The sequence below is a fragment of the Cellulomonas flavigena DSM 20109 genome (assembly GCF_000092865.1).
GTDB classification, from domain to species: domain Bacteria; phylum Actinomycetota; class Actinomycetes; order Actinomycetales; family Cellulomonadaceae; genus Cellulomonas; species Cellulomonas flavigena.
Genome location: NC_014151.1, coordinates 2,905,152 through 2,918,438 on the forward strand (window position 1 = coordinate 2,905,152; position 13,287 = coordinate 2,918,438).

15 protein-coding genes are annotated in these 13,287 nt (G+C 75.4%); 5 read left to right on the top strand and 10 right to left on the bottom strand.

The window, feature by feature from the left end:
* Positions 1-53 precede the first annotated feature (53 nt).
* Together CFLA_RS13090 and CFLA_RS13095 are read left to right on the top strand one after the other, a co-directional pair.
* On the top strand, positions 54-461 hold the full coding sequence (locus CFLA_RS13090; protein WP_013117813.1) for a PadR family transcriptional regulator: 408 nt from the start codon (positions 54-56) through the stop codon (positions 459-461).
* Entirely contained in the window at positions 458-988 is a 531-nt protein-coding gene (locus tag CFLA_RS13095) for a hypothetical protein (RefSeq protein WP_013117814.1), read from the top strand. Before CFLA_RS13090 ends, CFLA_RS13095 begins: the two co-directional genes overlap by 4 nt.
* A gap of 9 nt (positions 989-997) precedes the next feature.
* On the opposite strand, the gene tsaD is transcribed toward CFLA_RS13095, so the two are convergent.
* On the bottom strand, positions 998-2,038 hold the full coding sequence (gene tsaD / locus CFLA_RS13100) for a tRNA (adenosine(37)-N6)-threonylcarbamoyltransferase complex transferase subunit TsaD (protein ID WP_013117815.1): 1,041 nt from the start codon (positions 2,036-2,038) through the stop codon (positions 998-1,000).
* A gap of 86 nt (positions 2,039-2,124) precedes the next feature.
* On the opposite strand from tsaD, the gene CFLA_RS13105 reads away from it, so the two are divergent.
* Positions 2,125-2,751 (top strand): malonic semialdehyde reductase, encoded by a 627-nt coding sequence (locus CFLA_RS13105; RefSeq protein WP_013117816.1) that lies wholly within the window; start codon positions 2,125-2,127, stop codon positions 2,749-2,751.
* A gap of 33 nt (positions 2,752-2,784) precedes the next feature.
* Here the strand turns inward: CFLA_RS13105 and CFLA_RS13110 are convergent, their stop codons facing one another.
* From CFLA_RS13110 to CFLA_RS13140, 7 genes are all read right to left on the bottom strand, one after another.
* Entirely contained in the window at positions 2,785-3,633 is an 849-nt protein-coding gene (locus CFLA_RS13110; protein WP_013117817.1) for a sulfurtransferase, read from the bottom strand.
* Complete coding sequence (rimI, locus tag CFLA_RS13115) at positions 3,630-4,127, bottom strand: ribosomal protein S18-alanine N-acetyltransferase (protein ID WP_013117818.1); 498 nt, start codon at positions 4,125-4,127, stop codon at positions 3,630-3,632. Before rimI ends, CFLA_RS13110 begins: the two co-directional genes overlap by 4 nt.
* On the bottom strand, positions 4,124-4,813 hold the full coding sequence (tsaB, locus tag CFLA_RS13120; protein WP_013117819.1) for a tRNA (adenosine(37)-N6)-threonylcarbamoyltransferase complex dimerization subunit type 1 TsaB: 690 nt from the start codon (positions 4,811-4,813) through the stop codon (positions 4,124-4,126). Before tsaB ends, rimI begins: the two co-directional genes overlap by 4 nt.
* Positions 4,813-5,367, bottom strand: coding sequence for a tRNA (adenosine(37)-N6)-threonylcarbamoyltransferase complex ATPase subunit type 1 TsaE (gene tsaE / locus CFLA_RS13125; protein WP_013117820.1), 555 nt, complete (start codon positions 5,365-5,367; stop codon positions 4,813-4,815). Before tsaE ends, tsaB begins: the two co-directional genes overlap by 1 nt.
* Positions 5,364-6,557, bottom strand: a complete 1,194-nt coding sequence (gene alr / locus CFLA_RS13130; RefSeq protein WP_148234364.1) for an alanine racemase — start codon at positions 6,555-6,557, stop codon at positions 5,364-5,366. Before alr ends, tsaE begins: the two co-directional genes overlap by 4 nt.
* A gap of 63 nt (positions 6,558-6,620) precedes the next feature.
* The gene (locus tag CFLA_RS13135; protein ID WP_013117822.1) at positions 6,621-7,301 is read right to left on the bottom strand and encodes a nucleoside/nucleotide kinase family protein; all 681 of its coding nucleotides are present in this window, start codon (positions 7,299-7,301) and stop codon (positions 6,621-6,623) included.
* Positions 7,298-8,785 (bottom strand): NAD(P)H-hydrate epimerase, encoded by a 1,488-nt coding sequence (locus CFLA_RS13140; protein WP_013117823.1) that lies wholly within the window; start codon positions 8,783-8,785, stop codon positions 7,298-7,300. Before CFLA_RS13140 ends, CFLA_RS13135 begins: the two co-directional genes overlap by 4 nt.
* A 106-nt stretch (positions 8,786-8,891) precedes the next feature.
* On the opposite strand from CFLA_RS13140, the gene CFLA_RS13145 reads away from it, so the two are divergent.
* A complete protein-coding gene (locus tag CFLA_RS13145) occupies positions 8,892-9,878 on the top strand; it encodes an LLM class F420-dependent oxidoreductase (protein ID WP_013117824.1) in 987 nt (328 codons plus the stop codon).
* A 105-nt stretch (positions 9,879-9,983) separates the two neighbouring features.
* Here CFLA_RS13145 and CFLA_RS13150 read toward each other — a convergent pair whose 3' ends face one another.
* Both CFLA_RS13150 and glmS read right to left on the bottom strand, forming a co-directional pair.
* Entirely contained in the window at positions 9,984-10,337 is a 354-nt protein-coding gene (locus CFLA_RS13150; protein ID WP_013117825.1) for a holo-ACP synthase, read from the bottom strand.
* A gap of 46 nt (positions 10,338-10,383) precedes the next feature.
* Positions 10,384-12,240 (bottom strand): glutamine--fructose-6-phosphate transaminase (isomerizing), encoded by a 1,857-nt coding sequence (glmS, locus tag CFLA_RS13155; RefSeq protein ID WP_013117826.1) that lies wholly within the window; start codon positions 12,238-12,240, stop codon positions 10,384-10,386.
* A gap of 85 nt (positions 12,241-12,325) precedes the next feature.
* Here glmS and coaA point away from each other — a divergent pair, with 85 nt between their 5' ends.
* Positions 12,326-13,273 (top strand): type I pantothenate kinase, encoded by a 948-nt coding sequence (gene coaA, locus CFLA_RS13160; RefSeq protein WP_013117827.1) that lies wholly within the window; start codon positions 12,326-12,328, stop codon positions 13,271-13,273.
* Positions 13,274-13,287 lie beyond the last annotated feature (14 nt).

Consider the following 13,287-nt stretch of genomic DNA (forward strand, 5'->3'; position numbering starts at 1 on the left):
CGTGCTCGACCCAGTATCTTGTGTCACCCACTACTCGGCGCTACAGTCGAGCCGTGGCCGAGTCCCGTGACACCCAGCTCCTCAAGGGCGTGCTCCCCATGCTCGCCCTCGCCGCGCTCGCGCGGGACGAGACCTACGGCTACGAGCTCGTGACCGTCCTGCGGGACGCCGGCCTCGACGACCTGTCGACCGGCACGCTCTACCCCGTCCTCACCCGGCTCGAGCGCGAGGGGCTGCTGACCTCGCGCCTGGTCGCCTCCACCTCCGGGCCCGCCCGCAAGTACTACCGGCCGAGCGAGGTCGGCCGGCAGGCGCTCGCCGACCACCGCGCCGCCTGGGCGGAGCTCGTCGCCGTGACGGCGCGCGTGCTCGACGGCGCACCACCGACACCCCACCCGACCGACACCACCGGCACCACCGACGCTCCCGCGCCGGCTGCCGACAGGGGGCTGCTGCGATGACCACGACCCACGACCCACGGACCCGCATGCGGCTGCGCGAGCAGCTGCGGCTCGACTGGTGGCTGCTGCGCTTCGAGCTCGCGATGCAGGACTACCCGGCGCGCGAGGCGCGCCGGATCCGGCGCGAGCTGCGTGCCTCCGTGATCGACGACGCCCGCCGGGCCGGGCTCGACACCGCTCTGCGCGACCTGGGCTCGCCCCGCCGCCTCGCGGCCGCCTACTTCGCGGAGCTCGACCGCGAGCGCCCGCGCTGGACCGACGGCGCCCTGCTCGGCGGCATCCTGGGGATCCTGGTGCCCGGGTACATGTGGCTCTCGTGGCAGCTGGGCGCGCTCGACGCGATCGACGCGATGGGCGGCGGCACGGTCGAGCTGAGCTGGCTCGGCACCCCGGCGATCCTCACGCACACCGAGGACACCGTCTCGATGCAGAGCACCCTCGGGTGGGGGCCGGTCGTCCTCGCGCTCGTGCTCACGAGCGTCTTCTTCGCGCTCGGGTCGCGCATCTGGCGCCTGCGGTCGGCCTGACGGCAACCGTCAGACGAGCACCTGCGTGAGCGGCATCGTCGAGTCCACGGGCAGGTCGAGGGGCGACGGTCGCATCCCACGCCGCACGACGGCCGACCCGAGCGCGGCGATCATCGCGCCGTTGTCCGTGCAGTAGCGGATCGGCGGGATGCGCAGCTCGATCCCCGCCTCGGCGCAGCGCGCCGCGGCCATGTCCCGCAGCTGGGAGTTGGCGGAGAAGCCGCCGCCGACGACGAGCGTCGAGACCCCCTCGCGCCGGCAGGCCGCGATCGTCTTGGCGGTGAGGACGTCCGCGACGGCGGCGGCGAAGGACGCGGCGACGTCGGGCAGGGGGATCTCCTCCCCCGCGTCCCGCCGCGCCTCGACCCAGCGCGCCACGGCCGTCTTGAGCCCGGAGAACGAGAAGTCCGTCGCGTGCTTCGCCTGGTCCTTGGCCGCGGTCAGCCCGCGCGGGAACCGGATCGCCTCGGGGTCGCCCTCGCGCGCGAGCCGGTCGATGTGCGGGCCGCCGGGGTACGGCAGGCCGAGCAGGCGGCCGACCTTGTCGAACGCTTCGCCGGCGGCGTCGTCGAGCGTCGAGCCGAGCTCGGTGACGTTCACGGTGTCGTCGATGAGCAGCAACGACGAGTGCCCACCGGAGACGACGAGGGCCATGACACGCTCGGGGAACGCACCGTCGACCAGCTCGTCGACGACCGCGTGCCCGATGACGTGGTTGACGCCGTACAGCGGCTTGCCGAGGCCGACCGCGAGCGCCTTGGCCGCCGCGGCGCCGATCGTCAGGGGGCCCACGAGCCCGGGGCCGGCGGTGACGGCGACGGCGTCGACGTCCGCGAGCGTCACCCCTGCCGTGTCGAGCGCGCGCTCGATCGTCGGGACCATGGCCTCGAGGTGGGCGCGGGACGCGATCTCCGGGATGATCCCGCCGAACCGCGCGTGCTCGTCGACCGAGCTGGCGACGGCGTCGACGAGCAGGTCGTAGCCACGGACGAGGCCGACACCGGTCTCGTCGCAGGAGGTCTCGATCCCGAGGACGAGGGGTGCGCTCACGGTCCCAGGATAGGCGCCCGGAGGTGGGTGAGCCGCTTCACACTTTCCGCAGGAAGTGATACCCGCGTCCCCACGTTGCACCGTCCATGACCACGCACGAGCTCCTCGAGACCGCGACGCCGACGGGCGTCGACACCGCCGTCGTCGACCGGCTGTTCCGGGACGCCCGCACCGTCGGGCGCTTCACCGACGCCCCGGTGCCCGACGAGCTCCTGCAGGACGTGTACGACGCCGTCCGCCTCGGCCCCACGGCGATGAACACCACGCCACTGCGCCTGCTCGTGGTCCGCACCCCCGACGCCCGCGCGCGTCTCGCCGCGCACATGGCCGACTTCAACCGCGACCGTGTGCTCGCCGCGCCCGTGAGCATCGTCGTCGCCGCGGACACCGACTTCCACGAGCACATGGCGACGCTCGTGCCGCACGCCCCGACCTCCGGCGAGCGGTTCGCCGGCATCCCGGACGTGCGGGCGGGCATGGCCCGCGACGGCGCGTGGCTCCAGACCGGCTACCTCGTCCTCGGCCTGCGCGCCGCGGGCCTGGGCGTCGGGCCGATGACCGGCATGGACGCCGCCGGCATCGACGCCGAGCTCCTCGCCGGCACGTCGTGGCGCGCGATCGCCGTCCTCAACGTCGGCTACGCCGACGGTGAGGGCACCGACCGGCCCCGCGCGCCCCGCCTGACCTGGGAGCAGACCGTCCGCGTGGTCTGAGGCGCGGCGCCCGCCGGGGCACGGCCCCGGACCTCAGCTCGTCGCGACGGGCCGGGCCGGGTCGTGGGACCACTGCGACCACGAGCCGGGGTACAGCGCGGCGGCCACACCCACGGACGCGAGCGCAGCGACCTCGTGCGCCGCCGTGACGCCGGACCCGCAGTAGACGCCGACCGGCACGCCGTCCCGCACGCCGACCGCCGCGAAGCGCGCCGCGAGCGCGTCGGCGTCGAGGAAGCGCCCGTCGGGCCCGAGGTTCGCCTGCGTCGGCGCGCTGCGTGCACCGGGCACGTGTCCCGCCCGCGGGTCGACCGGCTCGACGAGCCCCGCGTAGCGCTCGGCCGCGCGCGCGTCGAGCAGCACCCCGTCGCTCGCGAGCGCAGCGGCCCCGTCGGCGTCGACCGTCGGCAGCGCCCCCGGCACGAGCACGACGTCGCCCTGCTCGGGAGTGACCTCCCCCGGCTCGACGGCGTAGCCGGCCGCCGTCCACGCGGGCAGGCCGCCGTCGAGCAGGCGCACGTCCCGCACCCCCGACCAGCGCAGCAGCCACCACGCCCGTGCGGCCGACGTGCCGCCGGCGTCGTCGTACGCCACGACCGCCCCACCCTCGCGCAGACCCCAGCGCCGGGCCGCACGCTCGAGATCGGCGACAGCGGGCAACGGGTGCCGCCCGGTGGCGGGCGACGGCGGCGCGGCGAGCTCGGTGTCGAGGTCGACGTACACCGCACCCGGCAGGTGGGCGGCGAGGTACCGTTCGTGGCCGTCGGTGCGGCCCAGCGCCCAGCGGACGTCGAGCAACGTGACGGGCTCGTCGTCCGCGAGCAGCCGCGCGAGCTCGTCCGGCTCGACCAGGACCTCGCGGCGGCGCTCGTCGGTGCTCATCGCTCCCCCTCGGCTCCCTCGACGACGGGCGCCGGCAGCAGCAGCTGCATGGTCCACGCGTCGACGTTCTCCGGCTGGTAGTACCCCCGGCGGCGTCCGAGCTGCCGGAACCCCATGCTCGCGTACAGGTGGATCGCGGGTGCGTTGTCCACGCGCACCTCGAGCAGCACGGACTCGGCCCGCTGCTCGCGCGCCCGGTCGAGCAGCGCGCCGAGCATGCGCCGCGCGATGCCGCGGCCCTGGTACCCGGCGTCGGTCGCCACCGTCATGACCTGCACGTCCCGCCCGTCGTACCAGGTGCCGGCATACCCCACGAGCGAGCCGCCGGGCAGCTCGGCCCCCACGTACGTGCGCCCCGGCCCCACCAGCTCGTCCGCGAGCATCTGCCGCGACCACGCGCTGCCGCCGAACAGGGCGCGCTCCATGCGCTCGAGCGCGGACAGGTCCGCGGCGACCAGCGGCCGGACGACGACGTCGGCGGCGTCACCGCTCACGCGAGGACCCGCTTGCCGCCCGCAGGCGGCACGGCATCCGGCCGACGCAGGTACAGCGGGTCGGCGGGGAGCGTCTCCCCCGCCGCCAGCCGGCGCCGCGCGATGCGGACCAGGAGGGCCGGGTCCGGGTGCGTCAGGGCGGCCCGACCCACGGCCAGCCGCGGGTCGGGGGTTCCGAACACGTCGGGGTACAGGTCGCGCCCGGCGCCGACGACGAGGTCGCCGTCCGTGCGCGGGACGTCCGCGGGCGCCGCGACGTCGGGACCCGCGGTGCGCACGGCCGTGCCGTCGGCGCGCACCTCGTAGCGCGCCCAGTAGACCTCGCGGCGGCGGGCGTCGGTGACGACGAGCACGCCCGCGCCGTCAGGCAGCGCGGGGTCCTGCGCCACGGCCTCCGCGAGCGCGTCGAGGCTCGGCACGCCCAGCACGGGCACGCCCCGGGCCAGGCCGAGCACCCGCGCGGTCACCAGGCCCACACGCAGACCCGTGAACGGCGCCGGCCCGGTGCCGACGACGACGGCCTCCAGGTCCGCCGGCGTCGCCCCCGCCTCGTCGAGCAGCCGCGCGACGAACGGCGCGAGCGTCTCGGCGTGCCGGCGCGGCGCGTCGTCGCGCACCGTGCGCTCGCCGCCGTCGTGGACGAGCGACGCCGCCACGGCGCCGGACGTGTCGATCCCCAGGAACATCAGGCCCCGTCCTCCGTCCGTGCGGACGCGTCCGTCGCGTCCTGCGGCGCGCCGGGCAGCGCGACGCCCGTCCACCGCTCCCCGACCGTGCGCGCCGTGAGCACGCGCTCGCCCGCCGCCGCGTCCTCGACGTCGTCGCCGACGCCGCCGTGCGGGCGCTCGAGCCGCAGCTCGAGCCGGGCCTCCGTGAGCCCCTCGACCCAGCCGGCGCCCCACTCGACGACCGTGACGGCCTCGTCGAGCGCGGAGTCCAGGTCGAGCGCCTCGACCTCGTCGAGCGAGCCCAGCCGGTACGCGTCGACGTGCACCAGCGCGGGGCCGCGCGTGCCGTCGGGGCGCGGCAGCGGCGGGTGCTCGCGCGCGATGACGAACGTCGGCGACGCGACCTGGCCGCGCACGCCCAGGCCCTCGCCGAGGCCCTGCGTGAGCGTCGTCTTGCCGGCACCGAGGTCACCGGTCAGCACCACGAGGTCCCCGGCGCGCAGCACCTCGGCCAGCGCCCGGCCCCACGCGCGGGTCGCGTCCGCGTCGGGCAGCCGCACCTGCACGTTCACGCGCCACCTCCCTCGCTCGGCGCGGGTGCCGCCACCCGCGCGCTGTCGACGTACGTGCGCGGCACGCGTGCCCCCAGGCGCGTGACGAGCTCGTAGGAGATCGTCCCGGCGACGTCCGCCCAGTCCTGAGCGGTCGGGCCGCCGTCGCGCCCGTCACCCCACAGCACGACGCGGTCGCCGGCCGACTCGGTGGCACCGGGACCCAGGTCGAGGACGACCTGGTCCATGCACACGCGACCGGCGACGCCCAGGCGCCGCCCGCCGACCTGCACGGGGCCGCCCCAGCGCTCGGCGCTGCCCGACGCGTGCCGCGGCACGCCGTCGGCGTACCCGACGGGCACGACCCCGAGCACCGTGTCGTGCGGGACCACGTACTCGTGGCCGTACGACACGCCGGACCCGGCGGGCACGGGCTTGACGGTCGCGAGCTGCGCCTCGAACGTCATCGCCGGCACGAGGCCGAAGCGCTCCGGGCCGCCGAGCTGCGGCACCGGCGACAGCCCGTACACCGCGATGCCGGGACGTACGAGGTCCCAGTGCAGCGCGGGCGAGGTCAGCGTCGCCGCCGAGTTCGCCAGGTGCCGGACCTCGAGGCGCGCACCCGCCGCCTCGACCGCCGCGACCGCCTCGGCGAACACGCCGGCCTGCTGCGCGACGACCGCGTGGTCGGGGGCGTCCGCGAAGGCCAGGTGCGACCACACGCCGACGACGCGCACGACCCCCTCGGCCTCGGCCGCGAGCGCGGCGGTCAGCACCTCCGGGAGCTGCGCAGGCACCAGGCCGTTGCGTCCCAGGCCGGTGTCGACCTTGAGGTGCACGCGCGCCGTGCGCCCCGCCTCGCGAGCGGCCGCGACGACGTCGTCGAGCGCCCACCGCGACGCGACCGACAGGTCGACGTCGGCCTCGACGGCCTCGCGCAGCGGCGCACCGGGCGCGTACAGCCACGTGAGGATCCGCGCCCCGGTGACGCCCGCGCGCCGCAGGTGCAGCGCCTCGGGCACCTGCGCGGTGCCGAGCCACGTCGCGCCGCCCTCGAGCGCCGCCAGCGCGCTGGGCACGAGCCCGTGCCCGTACGCGTCGGCCTTGACCACGGCCATGACCTGCGCGGTCGGTGCGTGGGCCGCGAGCGCACGGACGTTGCCGCGCACCGCGCCCAGGTCGACCACCGCGCGCGCCGGGAAGTCGTTCACGCCCGCCAGTCTCTCACCGCGCGGGTCGTGCGTCGGCACGCCGAGCGTCGGGCGTCGGTGCGCTCAGCCCAGCAGGTCGGGGCCCACGACGAGGTCCGCCCGTGCCGCCGTCGGCGCGACGAGCCGGGCGTTGCTCGCGTCCGGCCCGGTCGACCACGCGAGCGCGGCGGCGGGCGTCTTGCCGAACCGCTCGTGCCGGGCGACGAGCCGCGCGAGCCGCACCTCGTCGTCGGGCGCGACGTACCAGGACTCGTCGAGCAGGTCGGCGACGGGCGCGAACCCGTGGTCGGCCAGCAGCAGGTAGTTGCCCTCGGTGACCACCAGCCGGACCTCTGCCGGCACGGCCACCGCCCCGGCGACGCCGTTGCGCAGGTCCCGGCGGTACTCGGGCGCGTACACGACGTGACCGGGGCGGGGCTCGCGCAGCCGACGCAGCAGCGCGACGTAGCCGTCGGCGTCGAACGTGTCCGGCGCACCCTTGCGGGCCGCGCGCCCGATGCGCTCGAGCTCGGTCTGGGCGAGGTGGAAACCGTCCATCGGCACCACGACGCACGTGTCCGCGAAGGCTGCGGCGACCTGCGCCGCGAGCGTCGACTTGCCGCCACCGGGCGGGCCGGCGATACCGAGCACGCGCCGCCCGCCCGCGGCGAGCAGGGCCTCGACGCGCGCCACCAGGGCGCCTGCGAGCGGCGCGAGCGCGGCGCGCGACGCGACGACCGCGTCCCCGGCCCCCGACGCGCTCACGCGCTCACCAGCCGCGCGACGACACCCGGCACGGCGCCCGCGACGTCCGCGGCCGCCACCGGACCGCCGGGGTTCGCGGCGTGCGCGGCCCACCCGTGCACCGCGGCCGCGGCGGCGGCGAGCGCGGCAGGGAGCATCGGGTCCGTCACGGCGTCCCGTGCGCGTCCTGCGAGCAGGGCTCCCAGCACACCGCCGAGCACGTCACCGGCACCCGCGGTCGCGAGCCACGCGGGAGCGTCGGCCTGTGCGTGCACCGCGCCACCGTGCCCGACGACGACGGTGGTCGCACCCTTGAGCAGGACGGTCGCGCCGGTCAGCTCGTGCGCGCGCCGCGCGTGCGCGAGCGGCGCGGCCTCGACGTCCTCGCGCGTCACCCCCGCGGCGCCGCGCGCGGCGAGCAGCGCCGCGAGCTCGCCCGCGTGCGGGGTGAGGACGACGTGCGCAGGCACGCGCTCGGGCAGCAGGTCGAGCGCGCCGGCATCGACGACGACGGGCTCGTGCGCCGCACGCGCGAGCACGTCGCGCACCCGCTCGCGCTGGGCGTCGTCGTCCGGGGCGACGCCGGAGCCGACGACCCACGCCTGGACGCGCCCGTCCCCGACGACGACCTCGGGGTGCGCCGCGAGCACCTGCGGTCCTGCCGCGCCGAGATACCGCACCATGCCGACACCCGCGCGCACGGCACCGGCGACCGACAGGACCGCGGCGCCGGGGTAGCGCGCGGACCCGGCCACGACACCGAGCACGCCACGTGCGTACTTGTGCGCGGCGCGTCCCGGGACGGGCCACAGCGTGGCGACGTCCTCCGCCTCGAGCCGCACGGCTGCGGGGGCCCCGGCCGGGTCCAGGCCGAGGTCCACGAGGACGACACGTCCGGCCGCGTGCGCCGCGGGCGGCAGCAGCAGCGCCGGCTTGCGGACGCCGAACGTCACCGTGAGGTCCGCGTCGAGCACGGCGCCCTGGCGCGTGCCGTCGTCGACCCCGACGCCGGACGGCACGTCGACCGCGACGACGAGGGGGCGGGGCTGCGCCGCCGCGACCTCCTCGACGAGCCACGCCGCAGGCCCTCGCACGCCCCCGCGTCCGCCGATCCCGAGCAGCCCGTCGAGCACGACGTGCGCCGCGCGGACGGCGGCGGTGACGTCCGCCCGTCCCGTGCCGTCGGTGGCTCGCAGGACACGGCCGTGCGCCGCGGTCAGCGCCGCGAGCCCGTCGGCGTGCACCCGTGGTGACGCCAGGACCGCGGTGACCGCGACCCCGCGACGGGTGAGCAGCGCACCGGCGTGCAGCGTGTCGCCCCCGTTGTTGCCCGGCCCGACGAGCAGGACCGCACGGGCACCCCGGACACGGCCGCGGGCCTCGCGCAGCGCGCGGGCGACGTGCCCCGCGAGCCCGAACGCCGCGCGCCCCATGAGCGGCACCCCGGCCGCGAGCAGCGGCTCCTCCGCAGCACGCACCGCGTCCGCGGTCCACGAGGTCAGCACCCGCCCATCCTGCCGTGACGGCACCGGGCGCGCCCACGATCGTGCACTCCACGACCGTCGGCCCTACGCGCGGCCCGCGCCCGGGCGCGCGGGTAGCGTGCGAGGCATGCGATTCGGACTCTTCATCCCCCAGGGCTGGCGGCAGGACCTCACGGGCATCGACGCCCACGACCACTGGCAGGTCATGAACGGCCTGGCGCAGTGGGCGGACCAGGGTGACGCCTTCGAGTCGATCTGGGTCTACGACCACTTCCACGCCGTACCCGAGCCCAACGGCGAGGCCACGCACGAGGCGTGGAGCCTGATCAACGCGTACGCCGCCTCGACGCGGCGTGTGCGTCTCGGCCAGATGTGCACCTGCATGGCGTACCGCAACCCCGCCTACCTGGCGAAGGTCGCCGCGACGGCCGACGTCATCTCGGGCGGCCGCGTCGAGATGGGCATCGGCGCCGGTTGGTACGAGCACGAGTGGCGCGCGTACGGCTACGGGTTCCCGCGTGCCGGCGAGCGCATCGCGATGCTCGACGAGGGCGTGCAGATCTTCAAGCAGCTGTGGAGCACCGGCACCGCGACGCTCGCCGGCGAGCACTACCAGGTCGACGGCGCGCAGCTGGCACCCCTCCCCCTGCAGCAGGACGGCCCGCCGCTGTGGATCGCGGGCGGCGGCGAGCGGAAGACGCTGCGCATCGCCGCGCAGCACGCGCACTACACCAACTTCGACGGCTCGCCCGAGGGCTTCGCGCACAAGTCCGAGATCCTGCGCGGGCACTGCGAGGCCGTCGGCCGCGACTTCGACGAGATCACGCGCTCGGCCAACTACAACGTCGTCATCGGCCGCACGCAGGCCGACGTCGACGCGCGCCTCGAGTGGATCCACGACCACCTGCGGCAGACGGTGCCCGACAGCGCCGACCGCGAGTTCGCTCAGTGGCCCCAGGGCCCGCTGGTCGGCACGCCGGAGCAGATCGTCGAGAAGCTGCAGGAGCTGAAGGGCCTCGGCATGACGTACGCGATCACGTACTTCCTGGAGGCCGCCTACGACCGCTCGGGCATCGAGCTGTTCGCGGACGAGGTCGTCCCCCACCTCCGCTGACCCACCCGGTCCGTGGGTGCGTGGGAGTGGTCCGGCCCCACCGACGGTGCCGGACCGCTCCCACGCACCACCCACCACCGGTGAGACGTCGATCCGGCCCCGCGGTCAGTCGCGCTCGGCGACCACCATGGCCGACGCGATCCCCGCGTCGTGCGAGATCGACAGGTGGAACCGGTCGACGCCGAGCTCGCGGGCGCGCGCGAGCACGGTGCCGGTCATCTCGACCACGGGCTGCGCACCGACCACCCGGCGCACGGTCGCGTCCTGCCAGCTCATCCCCGGCGGTGCACCCAGAGCCTTGGCGATCGCCTCCTTCGCGGCGAACCGCGCCGCGAGCGACGCGTCGGGCAGGTCGCGCTCGTCGGGCGTGAACAGCCGCGTGCGCAGCGCGGGCACGCGCTCGATCGTCGCCATGAAGCGGGCGACGTCGACGACGTCGATGCCGACGCCGACGATCACGCGGTACCGCCCGCGAGCGCGTGCGGCCCGCCGGCGGACCGGCGCGTCACTCGACCGTGACGGACTTCGCGAGGTTGCGCGGCTGGTCGACGTCCAGACCCTTGGCGTGCGCGAGCTCGGAGGCGAAGATCTGCAGCGGCACGACGGCCAGCAGGGGCGCGAGCAGCGTGGCCGTCTGCGGCACGAAGAACACCTCGTCGGCGTACGGCACCACGGCCTCGTCCCCGACCTCGGCGACCACGAGCGTGCGCGCGCCGCGCGCACGGATCTCCTGGATGTTCGACACGACCTTGGAGTGCAGCGAGTCACGGCCGCGCGGCGACGGGACGATGACGAACACCGGCTGCCCCGGCTCGATCAGCGCGATCGGGCCGTGCTTGAGCTCGCCGGCCGCGAAGCCCTCGGCGTGGATGTACGCGAGCTCCTTGAGCTTGAGCGCGCCCTCGAGAGCCACCGGGAACCCGACGTGCCGGCCCAGGAAGAGCACGGACGGCGTGTCCGCCATCCACCGCGCGATCTCCCGGACGCGCCCGGCACGGTCGAGCACCTCCTGGATCTTGTCGGGGATCTCGCGCAGCTGGTCGAGCGTCGCGGCGATCTCGTCGGGGAACTTGTTGCCCCGCAGCTGCGCGAGGTACAGGCCCAGCAGGTAGGCGGCGGTGAGCTGCGACAGGAACGCCTTGGTCGAGGCCACCGCGATCTCGGGACCGGCGTGCGTGTACAGCACGGCGTCGGCCTCCCGCGGGATCGTCGAACCGTGGGTGTTGACGATCGCCAGTGTCGTGGCGCCCTGCTCGCGGGCGTGGCGCACCGCCATGAGGGTGTCCATCGTCTCGCCCGACTGCGAGACGGCCACCACCAGCGTGCGCTCGTCGACGACGGGGTCGCGGTAGCGGAACTCGTGGGCGAGCTCGACCTCCACCGGGATGCGACACCAGTGCTCGATGGCGTACTTGGCGACGTGCCCGGCGTACGCCGCGGTGCCGCAGGCGACGACGACGATCTTGTCGACGGCGCGCAGCACGGCCTCGTCGATGCGCATCTCGTCGAGCACGAGCCTGCCCGACAGGTCGAGCCGGCCCAGCAGCGTGTCGGAGACGGCGTGCGGCTGGTCGTGGATCTCCTTCTCCATGAAGGAGCGGAAGCCGCCCTTCTCGGCGGCGGCGGTGTCCCAGTCGACCGTGAACGGCTTCGCCGCGACCGGCGTGCCCTCGAGGTCGGTGACCGTGACCGAGGTCGGCGTGATCGTCACGACCTGGTCCTGGCCCAGCTCGAGCGCCTCGCGCGTCGAGCCGATGAACGCCGCGACGTCCGACCCGAGGAAGTTCTCGCCGTCCCCCAGGCCGACGACGAGCGGCGAGTCGTGGCGCGCGCCCACGACCGTGTCCGGCGCGTCCGCGTGCACGGCGAGGAGCGTGAACGTGCCCTCGAGGCGACGCGAGACGGACGCGAGCGCAGCCGCGAGGTCCTTCGACTCGTCGTACGCGCGGGCCACGAGGTGCGCGACGACCTCGGTGTCCGTCTCGGAGAGGAACTCGGCGCCAGCGGCCACGAGCTCGGCCTTCAGCGGCGCGAAGTTCTCCACGATGCCGTTGTGGATGACCGCGACGCGGCCCGCGACGTGCGGGTGCGCGTTCGCGTCGGTCGGGCCGCCGTGCGTCGCCCAGCGCGTGTGGCCGATCGCGGCCGTCGCGCTCGGCAGCGGGTGGGCCGCGACCTCCTCGACGAGGTTGGCGAGCTTGCCGGCCTTCTTGGCGGTCGCGAGCTCCCCACCGGGGACCACCAGCGCGACACCGGCCGAGTCGTACCCGCGGTACTCCAACCGCCGCAGACCCTCGAGCACGACGTCCAGAGGACGCCCGCTCGGACCCGCGCTGCCCACGTACCCGACGATTCCGCACATGCTCGCGATCCTAACCGTCGGGACGCCGGGGAACGCCGCGGCCCGTCGTGACGCCGCACACCGCGCGGTGCGCGAGAATCGTGCGGTGCCGTCCCTGGTCCCCGCCACGCCCTACGTCGACCTCGACCGCGAGGCGTGGACCCGGTTGTCCGCCTCGACACCGCTGCCGCTCACCGATGCGGACGTGGCGCGGCTGCGCGGCCTCGGCGACCCGATCGACCTCGCCGAGGTCGACGCGATCTACCGCCCGCTGTCCCGCCTGCTCGACCTGTACATCCAGGCGACGCGCGGTCTGCACCACGCGACGAGCACGTTCCTGCGGGAGGACGTCGGGCGTACGCCCTTCGTCATCGGCGTGGCCGGGTCGGTCGCGGTCGGCAAGTCGACGACCGCGCGCCTGCTGCGCGAGCTGATGGCCCGCTGGCCGGCGACACCGCACGTCGAGCTCGTGACGACCGACGGGTTCCTGCACCCCAACGCCGAGCTCGAGCGTCGCGGCCTGCTGCAGCGCAAGGGCTTCCCCGAGTCGTACGACCGGCGTGCGCTGCTGCGCTTCGTGTCGAAGGTCAAGGCGGGCCGGCGCGAGGTCACGGTCCCGGTGTACGACCACCTGACGTACGACATCGTCCCGGGTGCGCACGTCGTGGTGCGCCAGCCCGACGTGCTCATCGTCGAGGGCCTCAACGTGCTGCAGCCGGCGCGACCGACGCTCGAGGGCACCTCGAACCTCGCCCTGAGCGACTTCTTCGACTTCTCGATCTACGTGGACGCACGGACCTCCGACGTCAAGCAGTGGTACGTCGACCGCTTCCTGTCGCTGCGTCAGACCGCGTTCGCACGGTCCGAGTCGTACTTCCACCGGTACGCGTCGCTGTCGGACGACGAGGCGGTCGCCCGTGCCGAGAGCATCTGGGACACCATCAACGCCCCGAACCTCGAGGAGAACATCCTCCCGACGCGCAGCCGCGCGACGCTCGTGCTGACCAAGGGGCCGGACCACTCCGTGCAGCGCGTCCGCCTGCGCAAGATCTGAGCCGCGGGCCGCCG